Genomic DNA, 21,363 nt, shown 5'->3' on the forward strand with positions numbered 1-21,363 from the left:
GTGAACTCTTCGGTGACCACGTAACTTTACTAAGCATAACAGCTTTAATTCAATTTTCACCCCAAATAAAGACGCTTATTTTGATTGTTTTTTGCCCACCCGTACAGCAATGTGCACTAAGACCAATTCCGCTACGACTCTCATTGTATGCAGCCGGATTTATTCTTGTATAATCGCACTTTCCCTTTTTATAGAAAACAGCTAACACATTGACCAATAACCGACTTGACTGGCAGCTTTTACTGCCCGACTCCGCGCCTTACGAGGCAATCTTTGCAACGGCTGCCCAGTTAGCCCCTGTAGATTTCGCAGGAACTCAGCCTCGGCTGGAAAATGGTTTAACCCTGTTTTGTCACCCCCGCTCACGCCCGCGTTTTATGACGCTCAAGGCGCAGGAAAATCGCGAATACTTGTCACGTATTGCGCAGGTAGTCAGCGACTTAATGCCTGAAACGGCTGAAGTCACGGGTAACCGTTATCATATTGAAGGCAATAAGGTCACGCTGCTGGCAGCGAAATCTGCTGAAGATGCATTCGCAGCGAAATCGACCTGCCTGTATCGTGAATGGATCGAGCCTGAACAGCTGTTCGGGTGCGTACGTATTTATAAAGACCAGATCCAGCTTGAGCCGGGATTAGTACATCAGGTCAATGGCGGTGTGCTGGTGCTTTCCATCCGTACCCTCATTGCACAACCTCTGATGTGGTTACGTCTGAAACAGATGATCACCGAAGGTCAATATCATTGGGTCTCACCGGATGAGACCACACCTTTGCCTGTTACAGTTCCTCCGATGCCGTTGGATATCCGCCTGATTCTGGTTGGTGACCGTTTGTCGCTTGGCGATCTCAGTGAGATGGAGCCTGAGTTGGTGGATTCTGCTATTTATGGTGAATTCGAAGCCGACCTGCCGCTGACAGAAGAAAGCGATATGGAAACCTGGTGTGGTTATATCAATACACTGGCTGATGAGCTTGAGATCCCACGTCTGGCCGCCGATGCATGGCCCGAATTTCTGAAGATGGCTATTCGCCACAGCACCGATCAGGGCAGTCTGACCCTCGATCCGGTATGGCTGAATGCGCAGCTGAGCGAAGCGGCACTCTATAATGAAGATGAGTTGCTGAGCGTCAAGTCTCTTGAAGCGGCGTCCAATGCCCGTGCATGGCGTGAGAGTTATCTGCAGGAACGTATGCAGGATGAAATCGAGCTTGGACAAATTCGCATTGAAACAGAAGGTGAAGTTGTCGGACAGATTAACGGTCTGTCAGTGCTGGAATATCCGGGGCATCCACGTGCGCTGGGTGAACCTTCCCGAATTAGTTGTGTCGTACACACCGGCGACGGTGAATTTACCGACGTTGAACGTAAAGCCGAGTTAGGCGGTAATTTGCATGCTAAAGGCATGATGATTATGCAGGCCTTTCTGATTTCCGAGTTAGAACTCGACCAGCCTCTGCCCTTCTCCGCATCAATTGTCTTTGAACAATCCTACGGAGAAGTGGACGGCGACAGCGCTTCCCTTGCTGAACTGTGCGCACTCATCAGTGCGTTGTCGATGCAGCCGATCAGCCAGCAAATTGCGGTCACGGGCTCAGTCGATCAGTTTGGGAATGTGCAACCTATTGGTGGCGTAAACGAGAAGATCGAAGGTTTCTTCGAAGTTTGTCAGCGTCGCGGTTTGACCGGCAAGCAAGGGGTCATTCTGCCAACCAGCAACGTGCGCAACCTTTGTCTGCATCCGCAGGTTCTGGACGCCGTTCGCGAAGGCCAGTTTCACTTATGGGCAGTTGATAACGCAGCCGAAGCGCTGCCTATCCTGACCGGATTGATTTACACAAACGAAGAAGAAGCTGAAGAAGAGCGTCCGAGTCTGCTGGGATTAATTCAGCAGCGTATTGCGCTGGTAACATCGCAAGGCAGCCCGCGTTATCCGTGGCCTCTTCGCTGGTTGAACTGGTTCAACCGCAGCTGATCGGAGTTGTTCAGCTTACAGCTGTTCGCTAAACTTCGCCCTTCATCAAAATAAGGCTTACAGAGAACATGGTAGATAAACGCGATTCCTATACGAAAGAAGACCTCGTAGCTTCTGGCCGCAGTGAACTGTTCGGTGCTGGCGGCCCTCCATTACCATCAGGCAATATGCTGATGATGGATCGTATCGTAAAGATGCAAGAAGACGGCGGCACCCATGGCAAAGGCTATGTTGAAGCTGAATTAGATATCAACCCTGATCTGTGGTTCTTTGGTTGTCACTTTATCGGCGACCCGGTAATGCCGGGTTGTCTGGGTCTGGACGCCATGTGGCAGTTGGTCGGATTCTATCTGGGCTGGCTCGGTGGTGAAGGCAAAGGCCGCGCATTGGGTGTGGGTGAAGTTAAATTCACGGGTCAGGTTCTGCCAACGGCAAAACTGGTCACCTACCGCCTCAATTTCAAACGTGTTATCAACCGTAAACTGATCATGGGCGTCGCTGATGGTGAAGTGCTGGTTGACGGCGTTGTGATTTATACCGCAACTGACCTCAAAGTGGGTTTGTTCAAAGACGCTGCGGCTTTCTAAAAAGTCCGATACAACGTCTGAAGAAAGGGTGAGCCTCAGGGCTCGCCTTTTTTACGTCTGTCGCAAAGATGAAAAACCTTTATTTTTCGCAGAAACAAAAACCTCCGCGCGCAGCGGAGGTTATTCCTTATTCTGACAGGGGGAGCCGCTTAAGCGGTAACAGCCCTGTCCTCCATGGCTTGTCGCCAACCCCCGAGCCAATGTGATCGGGCATCTAACGATTGGTACGGACAAATCTCTTTTGAGCGCCCGCCAATACCTGCTTGATATCCACGTGATTGTGCCCGTTCCAGGCGATCGCGTTTTTGTCTCTTCATGCCTTGTATCCCTCATTATTCAGGTCAGGTGGAAAGAAAACAGTGGTCCGCTTCTGCGTCCACATCTAACAAATAGCTGCATTATGTAGGGAGGTCAATGCGCAAAATTCACGCCAATGTCACATTGGTGAGCTATATTATTGGATTGCGCGCGAGCTAATCGTGCCGGTCGGTTTCCCATCTGGCTGATCGCCATAAAAAAATCCCGGCCTCTGTTAAATCAGAAACCGGGATTTTTTACGTTTAGCTTAAAAAATATTAAGTTTAAAAAAACGTCATCTTATTTGCGCGGCGATCTGGCCCGCTTCTTGCTGCCACCCCGCTGCCAGCGTTCTGACTAGTGCATCATACCCATCTTCGGTTTGCCTGAGATTCAGGGCGAAATCACGCTGAATGACCTGGCCGTCTCGTGTCAGGCTCCAGCTGCCGCTGACCACGACAATGCCATCGTAACGACCATGGAAACCGGTCACATTAACATTCAGTACATCCTGATCATCGGTATTGGCCGCCTGTGAGGAAACCAGCGAGCCCGGCAAGTCACGGCGTAAATAGGTAACCAGCGCCTGGTGAAGCTGTTGATCCAGCGGACTGGCCCAGAGATTATTCTGGGTCAGTGTGTACTGCACATCATTGGTCTGATACACCAGCCCGGAACCTGCAAGATAATCAGCAACACTCACCCGCTCAACCCACAGGTGCCGTTGTACGGCGCCCGTTGACATCGCGCTGCCGGTTGTCGCAGTGCTGCTTAGCACGGGCAACTGGTAGTAAGTTTTCTGATCACTGCTGCTACAGGCAGTCAGGAATAATGCTAAGACGACAGGTATCCATTTCATCATTATTTGGCCTTCTTCGGCTGAGGATCATCTTGCCCTGGGGCGGCGAAAATCAGTGCATTACTTTTCTGGTTCAGCGTTTTCAATACCGGTTGCAGCTCACGCAGAGTTTTATCCAGGCTCTGCATATCACCGACCAGATTGCCGTACGCCGGTGAACCTGGCTGGAAGCCTTTCAGGCTGCGGTTCAGCTGGATAAGTGTCTGCTGCATATCCTGTGGCAGATTTTTCATTTCTTTACTGCTGACAATCGCGTTCAGAGATTCAATCGTTTTTTGCGTTGCCTTCATTGTTCTCTGACTTTCCGCCAGCGTACTTGTCGCTTCACGCATCATCGGTTCGATTGGCAGATTATTGATCTTATCGAGCGTGGTCATCAGCTTCTGCTGAATCTGCGCAAAGCCTCCGCTCACGGTCGGCAATAATTTATTCCCGGCGATTTCCAGCGGCCCTTTCCACGGTTTCTCATTCGGATAGAAATCCAGATCGATATACATCGCCCCCGTTAACAGGTTGGCGGATTTCATTGAGCCACGCAGGCCATGCGCAATACCGTCACGGATATGATCTTCAATATTGAAATTACTGCCCAACAGTTGAGCAAAGCGATCTGGCTCAATGCGGATCAGCACCGGAATACGGTAATCATCCGACATCTGCTGGTTAAGAACATTCATCGGATAAGGCACTTCGGCCACCGTTCCCAGACGAATACCGCGGAATTCAACCGGTGCACCGGGTTGCAGACCACGAACAGAATCCGAGAAGAACATCACGTAATCCATGTGACGGGTATACAGTGATTCCTGAATGCTTTTTTGATCATCGAAGAGCTTATAATTGTCGCCATCTTTGGCTTCATTGCCCTGCGTCCAGCCATTTGGAATATCAAAGCTGACGCCGCCGCTGAATAAGGTCGTCAGGGAGCCCATTTCGACACGCATGCCGGCGGCAGACATGTCAAAGTTTACGCCGCTGTCTTTCCAGAAACGGACATTGTCAGTCACCAGTGTGTCGTAAGGCGCACGGATGAAAAGCTGGTATTTAATGTTACGTGCTTTCGGATCAAAATGGCTGGTTTCCACTGTACCAACCTGGAACCCCCGGAACAGCACCGGGTCACCGGGATTCAGTTGGCCTGAACGTTCGCTTTCCAGGATCACGCGGATCCCTTTCGCATCCGGCGAAGCCAGCGGCGGTGAATCATCCAGTTTATATTCTGTTTTTTCTCCACCTTTGTTACCTGGCTGCAACTGGATATAAGCGCCGGATAATAACGTGCCCAGTCCGGAAATGCCTTCGCGCCCTATCTGCGGTTTCACTACCCAGAAGACAGAGTCTTCACGCAGCATTTTTTCCATACCGGTATTCAGCCGCGCTTTAATGATGACTTGTTGTAAATCATCGCTCAGCGTTACCGATTCTACTTTACCGACATCAACGTTACGGCTTTTGATGGTAGTTTTGCCACCTTCGATGCCTTCAGCGGTGGTGGTGATCAGTGTGACTTCCGGGCCCTGATGGCTGTAATGATAAAACAGGATCCACGCACCAATCAGCGCAGTGACGATCGGTACGATCCACACCGGCGACCAGCGTTTAATTTTTTCTACCTTGGCAGTTCCGTCGTGCTCTGCCATGTTATTTCCTGCCATCTTGTGGCTCCTTTGTAGACTTCATTCCAGCACGATCCCAAATGAGCCTTGGGTCAAATGTCGTTGCGGCAAACATGGTGAGAATAACTACACTGGCGAAAAGCAGCGCGCCAATATCGGGATAAATACTCATCAGTTGCCCCATTCTCACCAGCGCCGCCAGTACCGCAATAACAAACACGTCGATCATTGACCAGCGGCCAACGAACTCCACCACCTCGTAAATGACATGCAATCGTTCCCTGTCGATCTCTTTATTACTGTTCGCATCCCAGCATAGCCAGGCAATAGCGATCATTTTGAGCGTGGGCACCATAATACTGGCGATCAAAATCACCAGCGCCACGGGATAGGAACCATCACTCCATAAGAGCACCACACCGGCCATAATCGTAGACGGCATCGGATTACCCAGTACCTGAGTGATCATGATAGGCAGCAGATTTGCCGGAATATAGAGCAAAACAGAGGTCACCAGCAGTGCCATTGTCCACTGCAGACTGTTTTTACGCCGTGCATATCCACGGGTTTTACAGCGATTACATTCTTTCTGATCAACCGGTAAAATCGCCATACAACAATGACAGGATCGCAGCCCCTGACGCAGCCCGCTTTCGCCAACGCGCACTGGCTGAATGACCGCCGGGGCTGGTTCGATATGCTGCCACATCCACAGGCGATCGGTGCACTGAAAGGCACGTAATTGCAGAAGGCAAAACAGGACGTAAGGATAAAAGCTGGTGCCCACGCCGACGTCGCCATAAGCCATGAGTTTCACAAAACTGACCAGCACGCCGGCAAGGAAAATTTCCACCATGCACCAGCTTTTCAGCCGGAACAATGTACGGGCAATACTGACTTTCCAATGAACCGGAATATTAATGCCCTGACAAAGCACGATAATTGACAGCATGCAGATCGCCGGGAGCAGTTGCACCACGATCATGAATAACGAAGCCATACTGGCGTAGTCTTCTGAAACCAGAACCTGGGGGATTTGCACCAGAGTGACTTCACTGCTCAGCCCGGCGACATTCATATTGACGAAAGGAAAGAGGTTGGCCAGCAAAAGCATGAATAATGCACTGATGGCGTAACCGACCGGACGTCTGCGGGGCTCATTCCAGCGGGATGTCAGCGTAGTGTGGCAACGGGGACACACCGCTTTTTGCCCGATGTTCAGGCCAGGTATTGCCACCAGCATGTCGCATTGGGGGCATAAAATGTGCGGGCCATGGGCATGGGCGTCAGAACACACTATCAGCTCCTCAACAGCGAAAAGACAACGAATATCGGCAGCCGGTCTTCCCTTTGTCCGGCTACCCATCATGATGCAGTATTAAGCGTTCTTCTGTGCTTCCAGCGCTTCCCAACGTTCAAACGCCTGCTCTAACTCAAGTTCTGCGGCAGCAAAAGCGGTAAGTACCTGCTGAGTTTCTTCATGAGGAAGGGTGAAGAAATTCGCATCGCTCATTTGCTGTTGCAAAGCACTGATTTTTTCTTCCAGCGTGCTGATTTGCGACGGCAACTGCTCCAGTTCACGTTGCTGATTATAGCTGAGCTTATTCGCAACACGTTTGGCCTGTTCTGCCTTAGGTTGTGCCGCGGGTTTATTTTCCGTAGCAACCGCCTGACGGATTGGCTTCTGGTGACGGCGCTGATGCTGCGCATCATGGTAACCGCCCACATAGCTGTTGATCACGCCGTCGCCTTCATAAATCCAGCATTCTGTTGCCGAGTTATCCACGAATTCACGGTCATGGCTCACCAGCATGACCGTGCCCTGATAGCTGTCGATCATCTCTTCCAGGAGCTCGAGGGTTTCCACATCCAGGTCGTTGGTCGGTTCATCGAGGATCAACAGGTTACTTGGGCGCAGGAATAATTTTGCCAGCAGCAGACGGTTACGTTCACCGCCTGACAGCGCTTTCACCGGTGTCATGGCGCGTTTCGGGTGGAACAGGAAGTCCTGCAAGTAGCCCAGCACGTGGCGTGCACGGCCATTCACCATCACTTCCTGCTTACCTTCAGCCAGGTTATCCATCACGGTCCGTTCAGGATCAAGTTCAGCACGATGCTGATCGAAATACGCCACTTCCAGTTTCGTGCCACAGTGAACACGGCCGCTGTCTGCCTGAATCTTACTTAACATCAGTTTCAGCAATGTGGTTTTACCACAGCCGTTCGGGCCAATCAGCGCAATTTTATCACCGCGCATGACCTGCGCAGAGAAGTTGCTCACCAGTTGTTTGCCAGCGACACTGTAATAAACGTCTTCCATTTCAAAGACAATCTTGCCGGAACTTGCGGCTTCGACCACCTGCATTTTCGCTGTGCCCATCACTTCGCGGCGTTCTGAACGCTCACGGCGCAGGGCTTTCAATGCACGGACACGGCCTTCGTTGCGGGTACGACGGGCTTTGATCCCCTGACGGATCCACACTTCTTCCTGCGCCAGTTTTTTATCAAACTCAGCATTCTGTAGCTCTTCAACGCGTAACGCTTCTTCTTTGGCCAGCAGATAGGCTTCATAATTGCCCGGATAAGACACCAGTTTGCCACGATCGAGATCGACAATGCGCGTGGCCATATTGCGGATAAAGGAACGGTCATGGGAAATGAAGATAATGCTGCCCTGGAATTCTTTCAGGAAATCTTCCAGCCACGCAATGCTTTCGATATCCAGGTGGTTCGTGGGTTCGTCGAGCAACAAAATATGCGGCGCACTGACCAGCGCACGGCCAAGCGCTGCTTTACGCAGCCAGCCGCCGGAGAGCGATTTCAGCTCAGTATCCGCATCCAGACCCAGTTTCAACAGCACTTCGTTGATACGGCTGTCCAGTTGCCACAGACCCTGGTGATCAAGGATCTCCATGACCTGGGCCAGTTTATTCATATTCTTTTCGCTCGGGTCGGTTTCGACCAGATGCGAAATGGCGTGATACGCCTTCAGATGTTCAGCCTGCTCGAATACGCCTTCTGAGACGAAATCAAACACGGTGCCTTCTACATTGCGTGGCGGATCTTGTTGCAGACGCGCCACAATCAAATCCTGCTCGTACACGATACGCCCGTCATCAAGCGGTACTTCGCGGTTCAGAATTTTCATCAGCGTCGATTTACCGGCGCCGTTACGGCCGACCAGACAGACACGCTCATTCGGCTCGATGTGTAATTCGGTGTTATCCAACAGCGGCGAGTCACTGAATGACAGCCAGGCACCTGACATACTAATTAACGACATAAACTTTATTTTTCCTCGCCGGCATGGGAGAGCAGCCAGCAGTTATGAATTTGACGATTACGGGCAAAATCCTGTGACAGGGTTTGGCTGGTGATTTCTTTCGCGCTCAGCCCCAGTTTACTCAGTCCTTCGAGATCCATCTGGAAACCGCGCTTGTTGTTGGAGAACATAATAGTGCCGTTGCGACGTAAAATGCGTTTCAGATCTTTCATCAGAGCCAGATGATCACGCTGTACGTCAAAACTATCGGCCATACGTTTCGAGTTAGAGAAGGTCGGTGGATCGATAAAGATCACATCGAACTGTTCGTCACACATGCCCAGATAAGAGAGGCAATCCGCCTGGATCAGGCGATGCTGACGGCCAGTCAGACCGTTAGCGCGCAGATTCTTTTCTGCCCATTCCAGATAAGTGCGGGACATATCTACCGTGGTTGTGCTGCGCGCGCCGCCCAAACCGGCATGAACACTCGCGGTGCCGGTATAAGCAAACAGGTTAAGGAAATCTTTACCTTTGCTCATTTCACCCAACATTTTACGTGCGATGCGGTGATCAAGGAATAAACCCGTATCGAGGTAATCCGTGAGGTTAACCCACAGTTTAGCGTTGAATTCTTCGACCAGCAGGAACTCGCCCTTTTGCGCGAGTTTTTCATACTGACTGGTGCCTTTCTGGCGCTCACGGGTTTTCAGGATCAGCTGGCTGGATGAAATATCCAGCACAGAAAGGGTGGCGTTTATCACGTCGAACAAGCGCTGACGGGCTTTTTGCGCGTCGACGGTTTTTGGTGGCGCGTACTCCTGCACCACAACTTTGCTGCCGTAACGGTCAACCGCGACGTTGTAATCTGGCAAATCGGCGTCATACAGGCGATAACATTCAATCCCCTGCTGTTTGGCCCATTTTTCCAGTTTTTTGACGTTTTTACGCAGGCGGTTAGCGTAATCTTCCGCCATTTGCGTACCGGCCGCACCCGTCGGATTTTCTGCCAGCTGATAGTTTTTCTGCACACATTCCAGCGGGCCATTTTTAGCTTTGAACTGGCGTTCAGCACGCAGTTGCAGACAGCTCAGCAATTCCGGTGACGCACTGAACAGCGACAGCTGCCAGCCACCGAACTGAGTCTTCATAATGCGGCCAAGCATATTATGCAGCGCAATCAAGGCAGGTTCGCTTTCCAGACGCTCGCCGTATGGCGGATTACTGATTACGGTACCTGCCGGGCCTTCCGGCAGCGGATTCACCAGTTTCCCGACTTCTGCCGCCTCGAAGCTAATCAGCTCGGCAACACCGGCACGGCGGGCGTTGGCACGCGCCATTTCGATTACACGACGGTCGATATCAGAACCGAAGAAACGGGATGTCGTTTCCTGCACGGCACGGCGGGTACGCACCTGCGCTTCCGCCGTCAGTTCGCGCCACAATTCTGCGTCAAATTTGTTCCAGCCGGTAAACCCCCAGTGCTGGCGATGCAAACCCGGCGCGCGATCGGCAGCGATCATTGCCGCTTCGATCAGTAACGTACCGGAACCGCACATCGGATCGACCATCGGCGTACCTGCCTGCCAGCCGGAACGCATAACAATAGCCGCCGCCAGGTTTTCTTTCAGCGGTGCCTGGCCGGTCAGGTCACGGTAGCCACGCTGATGCAGGCCTTCGCCGCTGAGATCCAGTGCGACGCTGGCAGTATCACGTTGCAGGAAGACGTTTACGCGGATATCCGGTTGCTGTTTCGCCACATTCGGCCGTTCATCCATTTTGCGGGTAAAGCTGTCGACGATGGCGTCTTTCACTTTCAATGCGCCGTACTGGCTGTTACGGATTTCGTCATTCAGACCGCTGAAATGCACGGCGAAGGTTTTTTCCACGCCAAAGACGGACGGCCAGTCAATCGCCATCACGCCGAGATACAGATCCAGATCGCTGTGAACCTTAAATTCGTTCAGCGGTAACAGGATGCGCGAAGCCAGACGGCTCCAAAGTAAGCTGCGGTATAGCAGGCGATCGTCACCTTCAAAATGCACCCCTCCCTGCACAACTTTGCAGGCTTGCGCACCCAGCGTTTCCAGTTCGCTTTTTAACAGTTCTTCCAGTCCACGCGCCGTGCTGGCAAACAAAGAGTTCATATCGACATATCACCAAAAATAAAATTGTTGCGCATTATAGCTAATCCCCGCCTCTTGTCATAAAGTCTCTGGTTGTTCATAAGACTTTACATGCTGAGAGGCAGTCTTCAGTGCCCATTCTTTCACGTTTATTTGTTCATCCGGTCAAATCAATGCGTGGCCTGCAGGTTTCACACTCGCTGGTTACGGCAACCGGTCTGGCGTTTGATCGCCAGTTCATGATTACCGATCCGCAAGGCATGTTCATTACAGCCCGCCAGTATCCGAATCTGGTCCTGTTCACGCCGGTTTTATTACCCGATGGTCTGATGATTTCAGCCCCGGAAGGCGAAAGTATCACCGTCAAATTTCGAGATTTCGCAGGCGTTAGTTCGCCGACAGAAGTCTGGGGCAATCAGTTTACCTCACTCATCGCGCCGGAACCTGTAAATCGCTGGTTAACGGGTTATTTAAATCATGACGTACAGTTGCGCTGGGTTGGCGAAGACCCCACACGCCGGGTGAAAAAACATCCGGAAGTGCCGCTGTCGTTCGCTGACGGATTCCCGTATTTGCTCATCAATGAAGCCTCGATGCAGGATTTACAGCACCGCTGCCCGGGCGGGGTCAGGATTGAACAGTTCCGCCCAAACATCGTGGTCAGCGACGCGCCAGCCTATGCCGAAGACACCTGGCAGACGATACGCATCGGGGACGTTGTTTTTGATCTGGTGAAACCATGCAGCCGTTGTATCCTGACCACTGTCAGCATCGAAAAAGGTCGCAAACATCCGCGTGGCGAACCCCTGAGAACCCTGCAGGGCTACCGTACAGCCAGCGACGGCGATGTGGATTTTGGTCAAAACATGATCGCCCGCAACGGTGGCGTGATACGCACAGGCGACAGTGTTCAGGTGCTGGCAACCAAGCCGCTACGTCCGTATAGCGCAGGCGACGTTATTGAAAATGTGCAAGCACCAAAAACCACCGCGCAGAACATCAGTATTGATTATCAGGGAACGCAGTTTACCGGCAATAATCAGCAGATTTTGCTCGAACAGCTGGAATTACAAGGATTACGTATCCCCTATTCCTGTCGTGCCGGAATTTGTGGCGCATGCAGAATGACGTTGAAAGCAGGGAAAGTCTCGCCGCTGAAAGAGAGTGCGGTGGGAAAAGACGGAACGATATTGTCGTGCAGCTGTATTCCGGCCTCGGATATCGTGCTCGGCTAAAAATATTCCGCAATTACCCAAAACAGGTCGGGTGACAGGAAAACGGCAAGAGAAGGAATCCCGATGAGCTTACACAGGTAAGTGATTCGGGTGACTGTGCGCAGCCAACGCATCTGCAACTTGAAATATGAAGGGTAATTTATACTGCCTGATCGTAGACATCACTGTCGACCCGGAATGCCGCTGGCATTAACCGGTCATGCATCACTTTGATTGCGTCACCCAGCACCATGCCACGCCCTGCCACCGTCAGTCGCTCCTGCGCCAGCAGGCACAGACTGGCATTATCACCCGATTCCACTACCAGCAACGTGGCCTGTTCACCGCTTTCCATCACCTGCACCTGAGCAAGCTGACCGTTAGCGGGCTGGAAAGGACGCATCTGCTGACTAAAATGCCAGCTCTTTGGCATCAGCGGTTTTAAAAAACGGTAAGCGACTAAAGCATTCAACACTAATTCAGCACGTTGTTCAGCCGCGAGACGAATATGTTTGCACTGTTCTTCAAAATCAAAATAGAGCGCCGCATCATCGACACAAAATGACATATTTCCAAAGGCATCAGGGGTTAGCATTTTAGCGGGGAAACGGGAACGGAAAATCATACCATTGGCGAGATCCAGCATAAGCCGGTCATGTTGCGTATCAAAATACCAACGCCAATTATCATCGGGTTTAATCTTCATTTCGTCATCCTGTTTGCCCTCGTGCCTTCTGTCTGGGTTCATTACCGCCTAATCTGTAAGAATAGATTTTTCAGTACTGAAACGATATCAGACAAATCCTGAGCCTGAATTACGGTCAGTGGACAAAATATAGACGAGCCGGGTTAATAAATAAACCCCTGACTCGTCTTCAGGATAAAAAATATTAGAGATGGGTAACAATATCTTTGATCAGGCCCGGGCCTTTAAAGATAAAGCCGGAATAGATTTGAATTAAGGAAGCGCCTGCCGCCATTTTTTCACGCGCCGCAGTTAATGAATCAATACCGCCAACACCAATAACAGGCAGGCGTCCTTGTAATTCATTAGAGAGCATGCGGATGATTTCTGTACTGCGAAGTTGTACCGGGCGCCCGCTCAGGCCACCGACCTGGTCGCAATGATTCAGCCCCTGAATGAGTTTACGATCGAGTGTGGTATTCGTCGCAATGACGCCATCCATATTATGACGGACTAAACTGTCAGCTATTTGGATCAGTTCTTCCTCAGAAAGATCCGGCGCGATCTTTACGGCAACAGGCACATATTTTTGGTGGCGTTGCTGTAGCTCAAGCTGTTTATTCTTAATCGCTGCCAGCAAATCATCCAGCGCTTCACCGTATTGCAGTGAGCGTAATCCGGGGGTGTTAGGTGATGAAATATTCACCGCAATATAACCTGCGTACGGATATACCTTTTCCATACAGGTCAGATAATCCTCTTTACCCTGCTCGACCGGTGTATCTTTATTCTTGCCAATATTAATCCCCAGGACGCCGCCAAAGTGTGATTTTTTGACGTTATTCACCAGATTATCCACGCCATGATTATTGAAACCCATGCGATTAATCAGGCCTTCAGCTTCAACAATACGGAATAAACGTGGCTTATCATTTCCGGCCTGCGCACGCGGAGTCACGGTACCGACTTCAATAAATCCAAAGCCCATTGCCCCGAGCGCGTCAATACATTCGCCGTCTTTATCCAGGCCAGCAGCCAGCCCCAGAGGGTTCTTAAAGGATAATCCCATGCAGGTCACGGGCCTGGCCGGCACTGACTGGCGGATTAAAAATTCAAAGGGGGTGCCGGAAATACGGCTCAGCTGACGAAAGGTTAACTCGTGGGCTCGCTCTGGATCGAGCTGAAACAGTGCTTTCCTGACAAGAGGATAATACATGGAGACTCCTGGATTCCCGGTGGCTAGACGGGGCGGTATTATTGACTAAGCGCCGGACAATTGGAAATGATAACCGGCATATTGGCTAAATAATTGCTCCGTTAAGCAAACGATTACTTTTTAGTTACCTTTACTTCACTTTTCTTCTCTTTCCCGCCATCGCTGCGCAGCGCACTTAACACGCACTTTATCTGATTTAAAACTTTCTATAGCCAAAATTGAGATTTCCGCTCCGCCGCCTCTGCCTGCTAGGTTTACCTCACTTCGTTAATAAAAATGATAGTTCTATAACAGATTGTTATAAGGAATAAGCAAATGCGTGTAGTCACCCTGGCAGGTAGCCCGCGACAACCCTCCCGCTCCTCTTCGCTGCTGGCGCTCAGCCACCAGTGGCTGGCGAGTCGTGGTGTTGAAGTCTTCACCTATAATATTCAGGATTTCTCAGCTGACGATCTGCTGTTCGCTAATTTTGGCAGCCCGCAGCTGAAGCAGTTGAATGCGGAACTGGCACAAGCAGATGGCCTGATCGTCGCCACACCGGTATATAAAGCTTCTTTTTCCGGAGCACTGAAAACTCTGCTCGATTTACTGCCTGAACGCGCACTTGATCATAAGGTAGTGCTGCCGCTGGCCACCGCCGGATCCATCGGCCATATGCTGGCCGTCGATTACGCATTGAAACCGGTTCTTGCCTCTCTGAAAGCACAGGAAGTTTTGCAGGGCGTTTTCGCCGATGACAGCCTGATTACTGACTATCAGACATTCCCCGCCACGCTGGCCCCCGCACTGGAAGAGCGTCTGATTGAATCTCTGGAAAATTTCTATCTGGCGCTGAGCCGCCGGCGTCCGCAGCAACCCTCTGTTGCATCACTTTCTGCGCAAGCCCTGCGTGTCTGAGTTAAAAAGGACTTAATCATGCCTGCTTCTGTCTCTTTATTACGCCGCTTCCCTGTTGTGATCAGCCTGCTGGCCAGCCTTTTGCTCAGCGGTACCGCCACGGCTCAGGAAAAGGATCCGGCGCAATTGCGTATTGCCTACCAGAAAGGATCTGTCGGACTGGTGCTGGCGAAATCTCATCAGTTGCTGGAAAAACGTTTCCCGGACACCAAAATCAGCTGGGTAGAATTTCCTGCCGGCCCCCAAATCCTTGAAGCCCTGAACGTCGGGAGTATTGATCTGGGCGGTACCGGTGATTTGCCGCCGTTGTTCGCGCAGGCCGCGGGCGCGGATTTGCTGTATATCGGCTCTGAACCGCCGAAACCGAAAGCGGAAGTCATTCTGGTCGACAGCAACAGCCCGATCAAAACCGTGGCAGATCTTAAAGGCCATAAAGTCGCTTTCCAGAAAGGTTCCAGCTCTCACAACCTTTTGCTGCGCGCCCTGCAACAGGCAGGCCTGAAATTCAGCGATATCCAGCCGGTGTATCTGACGCCTGCTGATGCGCGCGCCGCCTTCCAGCAACATGACGTGGATGCCTGGGCCATCTGGGATCCGTACTATTCGGCTGCCCTTGTTGAGGGTGATGTCCGTGTTCTGACCGACGGCTCGACACTGCATCAGACCGGCTCCTTCTATCTGGCACCGAAAAAATATACCGAAGCCAATCCTCAGTTTATCAGCCAGGTTCTGGAGGTGTTGACGCAGGCGAATGCGCTGACCAAAACCGACCGTGAGCAAAGTATCAAACTGCTTTCCCTGTCAATGGGACTGCCGGAAAAGGTAGTGGCGTCCTATTTGGATCATCTGCCGGATATGCCTATCACGCCGGTCAGCAACGAAACAGAGAAACGCCAGCAACAAACCGCCGATTTGTTCTATCAGAACCACATTTTACCTAAGCCGGTTGAGATTAAAGATCGCATCTGGAAACCGGCCGTACAAGCTAACTGAATAGCTATTTAGCCGCCGCTGAGCGGTAACGAATCGCAAACTTTGAGAGGAACATAAAGATGAGTCTGAACGTATTCTGGTTTTTACCTACCCATGGCGATGGCCGCTATTTAGGCACTGAAGAAGGAGCCCGCGTCGTCGACCACGGTTATCTTCAACAGATCGCGCAAGCGGCTGATCGCTTAGGTTTCGGCGGTGTGCTGCTACCGACCGGCCGTTCATGCGAAGATTCATGGCTGGTAGCCGCCTCGCTGATCTCCGTCACGCAGCGGCTGAAATTTCTGGTCGCACTGCGCCCGGGCATTATTTCCCCTACCCTGGCAGCCCGTCAGGCCGCGACGCTCGACCGGCTTTCAGGGGGGCGTGCCCTGTTTAATCTGGTGACGGGTGGTGATCCGGCTGAACTGGCCGCAGAAGGTTTACACCTCAACCATAAGGAACGTTATGAAGCGTCAGCGGAATTTACCCGTATCTGGCGTCGTGTTCTGGAAGGCGAAACCGTCGATTACGAAGGTAAACACATTCAGGTAAAGGGCGCGAGTCTGATGCATCCACCGGTCCAATACCCTCGTCCGCCACTGTATTTCGGCGGCTCTTCTGACGAAGCGCAGGATCTGGCTGCCGAGCAGGTTGAACTGTATCTGACCTGGGGCGAGCCTCCGGCGCTGGTGAAAGAAAAAATTGAGCAGGTCCGCACCAAAGCGGCTGCAAAAGGCCGCACCGTGCGTTTCGGCATTCGACTGCACGTAATTGTACGTGAAACTACCGAAGAAGCCTGGCGTGCTGCCGACAAACTGATCGCCAACGTGGATGACGAAACTATTCAACGCGCCCAGGCAGCTTTCGCTAAAACCGATTCCGTCGGCCAGCACCGGATGGCAGCATTGCACGGCGGCGACCGCAACAAACTGGAAATCAGCCCGAATCTCTGGGCCGGCATCGGTCTGGTCCGTACCGGAGCAGGAACGGCGCTGGTAGGTGATGGGCCGACAGTCGCAGCACGTATGCAGGAATATGCAGATCTGGGTATCGATACCTTTATTTTCTCCGGTTATCCGCATCTGGAAGAAGCGTATCGCGTCAGTGAATTGCTTTTCCCGCATCTGGATCTGGCAAAACCTGAAGACGACAGTACCGTGAAGAAAGCCATCTTGCCGCGTGGCGAACTGGTTGCTCATGACTTTGCGACCAAGCGCACTGCCAGCCAGCACTGAGGAGAGCAGAAATGACAACGACACAACGCTGGCTGAACCGTGCAGCGCCGTGGGTGGTGCCGGTGGTTTTGATCGGTGGCTGGCAGCTGGCTGTCGAAGCAGGCTGGTTATCCAACCGCATTCTGCCCGCACCGAGCGCAGTGGTGGAAGCTTTCTGGACGCTGGCCAAAAGCGGTGACCTTTGGCAGAACCTGAAAATCAGTACCTTTCGCGCACTGACTGGTTTCGCCATCGGTGGCAGCCTCGGGTTGCTGCTCGGCTTTATTACCGGGCTTTCCCGCTGGGGTGAGCGCCTGCTCGACAGCTCTTTGCAAATGCTGCGAAACATTCCACATCTGGCGCTGATCCCGTTGGTGATCCTGTGGTTCGGCATTGACGAGTCCGCGAAGATTTTCCTGGTGGCGCTGGGGACGCTGTTCCCGATTTATCTCAATACCTACCACGGCATCCGCAATATTGACCGTGGTCTGCTTGAGATGTCGCGCAGCTACGGGCTTTCCGGTTTCCCATTGTTTATTCAGGTGGTATTACCGGGCGCGTTACCGTCAATTATGGTTGGCGTACGATTTGCGCTGGGGTTTATGTGGCTGACGCTGATTGTGGCTGAAACCATTTCCGCGAACTCCGGGATTGGTTATCTGGCGATGAATGCCCGCGAGTTTTTACAAACTGACGTCGTGGTTGTCGCCATCGTGCTTTACGCCATTCTTGGCAAACTGGCCGATGTCCTTGCCCGCCTGCTGGAAAGTGTCTGGCTGCGCTGGCACCCTGCTTATCAGAAGAAACAAGGAGATGCCGCATGAATGCCCCCGCTCGTATCCCGCAAGGCACGCCGGTGACACTGTCCGGCATCACAAAAAAATACGGCAACCGCGCCGTGCTGAACGATATCAATCTGCGCATACCACCCGGCCAGTTTGTCGCCGTCGTCGGGCGCAGCGGCTGTGGCAAAAGCACCCTGTTGCGGTTGCTGGCCGGACTGGAGAAAACCACGCAAGGCGAACTGCTCAGTGCCAGCGCACCGCTGAGTCAGGTGCGAGAAGATACGCGTCTGATGTTTCAGGATGACCGCCTGCTGCCCTGGAAGAAGGTGATTGATAACGTAGGATTAGGCCTGAAAGGCCCGTGGCGTGAAGCCGCACAGGCTGCGCTGGAAGAAGTCGGGCTGGCAGATCGCGCCAACGACTGGCCGTCAGCATTATCCGGCGGACAGAAACAACGTGTGGCACTGGCACGTGCACTTATCCATCGTCCCCGGCTGTTATTGCTGGATGAACCGCTGGGTGCACTGGATGCGCTAACGCGCATCGAAATGCAAAGCCTGATTGAACGCTTATGGCAGCAACATGATTTCACCGTGCTGCTGGTGACGCACGATGTCAGCGAAGCCGTGACCGTTGCTGACCGCGTGATCCTTATCGATCAGGGGCAGATTGGCATGGATTTAACGGTTGATTTACCGCGTCCGCGCCGTAAAGGTTCTGCACGACTGGCAGAACTGGAGGCCGAAGTGCTGGAACGCGTACTGACGCCACAGACTGCGCAAAATATGGCTCAGGAAGCGAAACGCGCGCAGAACTGATTTCAGCTTTCAGTGGATCTAAAACGAAAAAAGGGCGATGTTTCCATCGCCCTTTTGCTTTGCTGCTGTTTATTCTGACAGGCTTGCCATAACAGGCAATTACGCCTCTAGCGCTTTGGTGATTTTTTCGAATAAATCACCGGACAGATTTTCCAGCCCTTTCAGTTGTTCAAGTGCCTGACGCATCAGCGCCTGACGGTGCTGATCGTAACGCTTCAGACGGATCAACGGCTCAATCATACGCGCCGCCACCTGCGGGTTACGGGTATTAAGATCGGTGAGCATTTCAGTCAGGAACTGATAGCCACTGCCGTCTGTGGCGTGAAATGCACGAGGATTCGCCGAGGCAAACGCACCGATTAATGAACGAACCCGGTTCGGATTGCCCATGCTGAATGAACGGTGGTTAAGCAGTGAACGGACTTTCTCCAGTACATCGGCTGCCGGGCTGGTCGCCTGCTGGATAAACCATTTATCCATGACCAGACCGTCGTGATGCCAGCGCTCATCGTAAGCCGCCATCAGTGATTCACGGCAAGGCAACTGTGCGGAAACTGCCGCAGACATCGCCGCCAGCGAATCTGTCATGTTATCAGCCTGCTCAAACTGAGTTTTAATCAGTTGGTCAGCCAGTGCCACATCGGCAAAGGCCAGATAATGCAGACAGGTATTGCGCAGCGAACGCTTACCGATATCTTCATGCACCACGCGGTACGCAGGCAGACGGTTAGCGTTGTAAACCGCCAGGAATTCATCCGCCATTTCGGTGGCCAGACAACGGGTGATGGCATCGTGAACGGCGCTGATCGCTTGCGGATCGATAATGTCGAACAGTTCAGCGATTTCATTTTCAGACGGCAGGGTCAGGATCTGCGCCGCCAGCGCCGGATCGATATTCTCATCCAGCAATACCGCACGGAACGCATCCGCGACATGCAGCGGCAGAGACAATGGCTGCTTCTGCTGGTGACGCGCCACGTTCAATTTGATGTAGGTTGCCAGCAGGCTTTGTGCAGCGTCCCATCGCGCAAAATCGTTACGCGCATATTTCATCAGGAAAGTCAGCTGATGATCGCCCCATTTGTAATCAAGCTTCACCGGCGCAGAGAATTCACGCAGTAAAGAAGGCACCGGCGGGTATGCCACGTCGTCAAAGATGAACGTTTGCTCCGCTTCAGTGACATTCAGCACGTTACTGACCGTCTGACCGTTTTGCTTGAGCGCAATGACATTGCCCTGCGGGTCATACAATTCAATATCCAGCGGAATATGCAGAGGCAGTTTTTCACTCTGATCAGGCGTTGCCGGGGTTTTCTGGCTGACTGTCAGGGTGTACTGCTGTTTTTCCACGTCATAATCGTCACGCACGGTCAGTACGGGTGTACCGGACTGGCTGTACCAGCGGCGGAACAGAGAAAGATCAACGTTTGAGGCATCTTCCATCGCCTGCACAAAATCGTCACAGGTTGCCGCGCTGCCATCATGACGCTCAAAATACAGCTGCATCCCGGCCTGGAATTTCTCTTCGCCCAGCAGGGTGTGAAGCATACGGATAACTTCTGAACCTTTCTCATACACCGTCAGGGTGTAGAAGTTGTTCATTTCGATAACTTTTTCCGGACGAATCGGGTGAGCCATCGGGCTGGCATCTTCGGAGAATTGTGCGCCACGCATTACGCGGACGTTGTCAATACGGTTAACCGAGCGCGATCCCAGGTCGGAACTGAATTCCTGATCACGGAATACGGTCAGGCCTTCTTTCAGGCTCAGCTGGAACCAGTCGCGGCAGGTGACGCGGTTGCCGGTCCAGTTATGGAAATATTCGTGGCCGATCACTGCTTCGATACCGAGGTAATCTTTGTCGGTCGCGGTTTCCGCTTTCGCCAGCACGTATTTGGAGTTAAAGACGTTCAGTCCTTTGTTTTCCATCGCGCCCATGTTGAAGAAATCAACGGCGACAATCATAAAGATGTCGAGATCGTATTCGAGATTGAAACGGGTTTCGTCCCATTTCATGGATTGCTTGAGGGATTCCATGGCCCAGTCCGCACGATCCAGATTACCGCGATCGACAAACAGTTCCAGTGCCACATCGCGGCCGGAGCGGGTTTTGAAGGAATCGCGCAAAACATCAAAATCACCGGCTACCAGCGCGAACAGGTAACAAGGTTTCGGGAACGGATCCTGCCATTTGATCCAGTGTTTACCGCCTTCCAGCTCCCCCTGTTCAATACGGTTGCCGTTGGACAACAGATACGGATAACGGGCTTTATCCGCCACAATGCGGGTGGTAAAACGCGCGAGAACATCCGGGCGATCCAGATAATAAGTAATGTGGCGGAAACCTTCGGCTTCACATTGCGTACAAAGTGCTTCGCCGGAAAGATATAATCCTTCGAGTGCGGTGTTTTTCGCCGGATGAATTTCGTTAACAATCGCCAGTTCAAAGGCTTCCGGCAGGCCGGTGATTTCCAGCGCGCCTTCTTTGAGCTGATATTTCGGCCAGTCCTGACCGTTAATTTTCAGGCTGACAAGCGTCAGATCTTCGCCGTTGAGCACCAGCGGAGCCCCTTCTGCGCCCTGTCGTTTAATCTGACTGATGGCGGTCACAAGGGTCTTCTGTGCATCAAGCTCGAAATTAAGGTCAATGTCCGTGATGGTATAGTCCGGTGCACGATAATCGTGGCGGAATTTGGCTTGTGGCAGTTGAGTCATAAAAAACCTTTTGACGTTTCTGTTGTTAAGAGTGATGACGATATAAGTTGATGAAGCAGGTTCTGTCAGCCAGCAAATGGCTGCACAGCGCACCGGACGACCTTCATACTTTTTTATCTTTAAA

Annotated in this window: 17 protein-coding genes; 8 read left to right on the forward strand and 9 right to left on the reverse strand. The window is 52.1% G+C overall.

The features are described from left to right. Positions 1 to 209: 209 nt before the first annotated feature. Together EVX52_RS09770 and fabA are read left to right on the forward strand one after the other, a co-directional pair. The gene (locus EVX52_RS09770; RefSeq protein WP_129952522.1) at positions 210 to 1,976 is read left to right on the forward strand and encodes a Lon protease family protein; all 1,767 of its coding nucleotides are present in this window, start codon (positions 210 to 212) and stop codon (positions 1,974 to 1,976) included. A 68-nt stretch (positions 1,977 to 2,044) separates the two neighbouring features. After that, positions 2,045 to 2,563, forward strand: coding sequence for a bifunctional 3-hydroxydecanoyl-ACP dehydratase/trans-2-decenoyl-ACP isomerase (gene fabA, locus EVX52_RS09775; protein ID WP_013574872.1), 519 nt, complete (start codon positions 2,045 to 2,047; stop codon positions 2,561 to 2,563). Between the two features lie 149 nt (positions 2,564 to 2,712). On the opposite strand, the gene rmf is transcribed toward fabA, so the two are convergent. From rmf to rlmKL, 6 genes are all read right to left on the reverse strand, one after another. Then, positions 2,713 to 2,880, reverse strand: a complete 168-nt coding sequence (rmf, locus tag EVX52_RS09780) for a ribosome modulation factor (RefSeq protein ID WP_013574871.1) — start codon at positions 2,878 to 2,880, stop codon at positions 2,713 to 2,715. A 275-nt stretch (positions 2,881 to 3,155) separates the two neighbouring features. After that, positions 3,156 to 3,722 carry a membrane integrity-associated transporter subunit PqiC gene (gene pqiC / locus EVX52_RS09790; RefSeq protein ID WP_129991183.1) on the reverse strand — a complete coding sequence of 189 codons (567 nt, stop codon included), beginning with the start codon at positions 3,720 to 3,722 and terminating at the stop codon, positions 3,156 to 3,158. After that, complete coding sequence (pqiB, locus tag EVX52_RS09795; protein ID WP_129952520.1) at positions 3,722 to 5,374, reverse strand: intermembrane transport protein PqiB; 1,653 nt, start codon at positions 5,372 to 5,374, stop codon at positions 3,722 to 3,724. The genes pqiC and pqiB overlap by 1 nt, the downstream gene beginning before the upstream one ends. After that, the gene (gene pqiA / locus EVX52_RS09800) at positions 5,361 to 6,632 is read right to left on the reverse strand and encodes a membrane integrity-associated transporter subunit PqiA (RefSeq protein WP_129991184.1); all 1,272 of its coding nucleotides are present in this window, start codon (positions 6,630 to 6,632) and stop codon (positions 5,361 to 5,363) included. Before pqiA ends, pqiB begins: the two co-directional genes overlap by 14 nt. A gap of 81 nt (positions 6,633 to 6,713) precedes the next feature. Next, positions 6,714 to 8,618 (reverse strand): ABC transporter ATP-binding protein, encoded by a 1,905-nt coding sequence (locus EVX52_RS09805; RefSeq protein ID WP_129991185.1) that lies wholly within the window; start codon positions 8,616 to 8,618, stop codon positions 6,714 to 6,716. Positions 8,619 to 8,623: 5 nt separating this feature from the next. Continuing rightward, a complete protein-coding gene (gene rlmKL / locus EVX52_RS09810) occupies positions 8,624 to 10,744 on the reverse strand; it encodes a bifunctional 23S rRNA (guanine(2069)-N(7))-methyltransferase RlmK/23S rRNA (guanine(2445)-N(2))-methyltransferase RlmL (RefSeq protein ID WP_129952517.1) in 2,121 nt (706 codons plus the stop codon). A 110-nt stretch (positions 10,745 to 10,854) separates the two neighbouring features. On the opposite strand from rlmKL, the gene EVX52_RS09815 reads away from it, so the two are divergent. After that, positions 10,855 to 11,958: a YcbX family protein gene (locus tag EVX52_RS09815; RefSeq protein ID WP_129991186.1), complete on the forward strand. Its 1,104-nt coding sequence runs from the start codon at positions 10,855 to 10,857 to the stop codon at positions 11,956 to 11,958. A gap of 139 nt (positions 11,959 to 12,097) precedes the next feature. Here EVX52_RS09815 and EVX52_RS09820 read toward each other — a convergent pair whose 3' ends face one another. After that, a complete protein-coding gene (locus EVX52_RS09820; protein WP_129952515.1) occupies positions 12,098 to 12,643 on the reverse strand; it encodes a cell division protein ZapC in 546 nt (181 codons plus the stop codon). A 184-nt stretch (positions 12,644 to 12,827) separates the two neighbouring features. Further along, positions 12,828 to 13,838: a quinone-dependent dihydroorotate dehydrogenase gene (gene pyrD, locus EVX52_RS09825; RefSeq protein WP_129952514.1), complete on the reverse strand. Its 1,011-nt coding sequence runs from the start codon at positions 13,836 to 13,838 to the stop codon at positions 12,828 to 12,830. A gap of 315 nt (positions 13,839 to 14,153) precedes the next feature. Here pyrD and ssuE point away from each other — a divergent pair, with 315 nt between their 5' ends. From ssuE to ssuB, 5 genes are read left to right on the forward strand one after another with little or no spacing between them, the layout of a single operon-like run. Continuing rightward, complete coding sequence (ssuE, locus tag EVX52_RS09830) at positions 14,154 to 14,735, forward strand: NADPH-dependent FMN reductase (RefSeq protein ID WP_129952513.1); 582 nt, start codon at positions 14,154 to 14,156, stop codon at positions 14,733 to 14,735. A gap of 18 nt (positions 14,736 to 14,753) precedes the next feature. Continuing rightward, complete coding sequence (locus tag EVX52_RS09835) at positions 14,754 to 15,728, forward strand: sulfonate ABC transporter substrate-binding protein (RefSeq protein ID WP_129952512.1); 975 nt, start codon at positions 14,754 to 14,756, stop codon at positions 15,726 to 15,728. Positions 15,729 to 15,787: 59 nt separating this feature from the next. Beyond that, complete coding sequence (ssuD, locus tag EVX52_RS09840) at positions 15,788 to 16,942, forward strand: FMNH2-dependent alkanesulfonate monooxygenase (RefSeq protein ID WP_129991187.1); 1,155 nt, start codon at positions 15,788 to 15,790, stop codon at positions 16,940 to 16,942. A gap of 11 nt (positions 16,943 to 16,953) precedes the next feature. After that, positions 16,954 to 17,745 (forward strand): aliphatic sulfonate ABC transporter permease SsuC, encoded by a 792-nt coding sequence (gene ssuC / locus EVX52_RS09845; RefSeq protein ID WP_129952510.1) that lies wholly within the window; start codon positions 16,954 to 16,956, stop codon positions 17,743 to 17,745. Next, positions 17,742 to 18,524, forward strand: coding sequence for an aliphatic sulfonates ABC transporter ATP-binding protein (gene ssuB, locus EVX52_RS09850; protein ID WP_129952509.1), 783 nt, complete (start codon positions 17,742 to 17,744; stop codon positions 18,522 to 18,524). The genes ssuC and ssuB overlap by 4 nt, the downstream gene beginning before the upstream one ends. A gap of 99 nt (positions 18,525 to 18,623) precedes the next feature. Here ssuB and pepN read toward each other — a convergent pair whose 3' ends face one another. Beyond that, positions 18,624 to 21,239: an aminopeptidase N gene (pepN, locus tag EVX52_RS09855; protein ID WP_129991188.1), complete on the reverse strand. Its 2,616-nt coding sequence runs from the start codon at positions 21,237 to 21,239 to the stop codon at positions 18,624 to 18,626. Positions 21,240 to 21,363 lie beyond the last annotated feature (124 nt).

Source organism: Rahnella sp. CFA14(1/10) (assembly GCF_004195095.1).
GTDB lineage: Bacteria > Pseudomonadota > Gammaproteobacteria > Enterobacterales > Enterobacteriaceae > Rahnella > Rahnella perminowiae.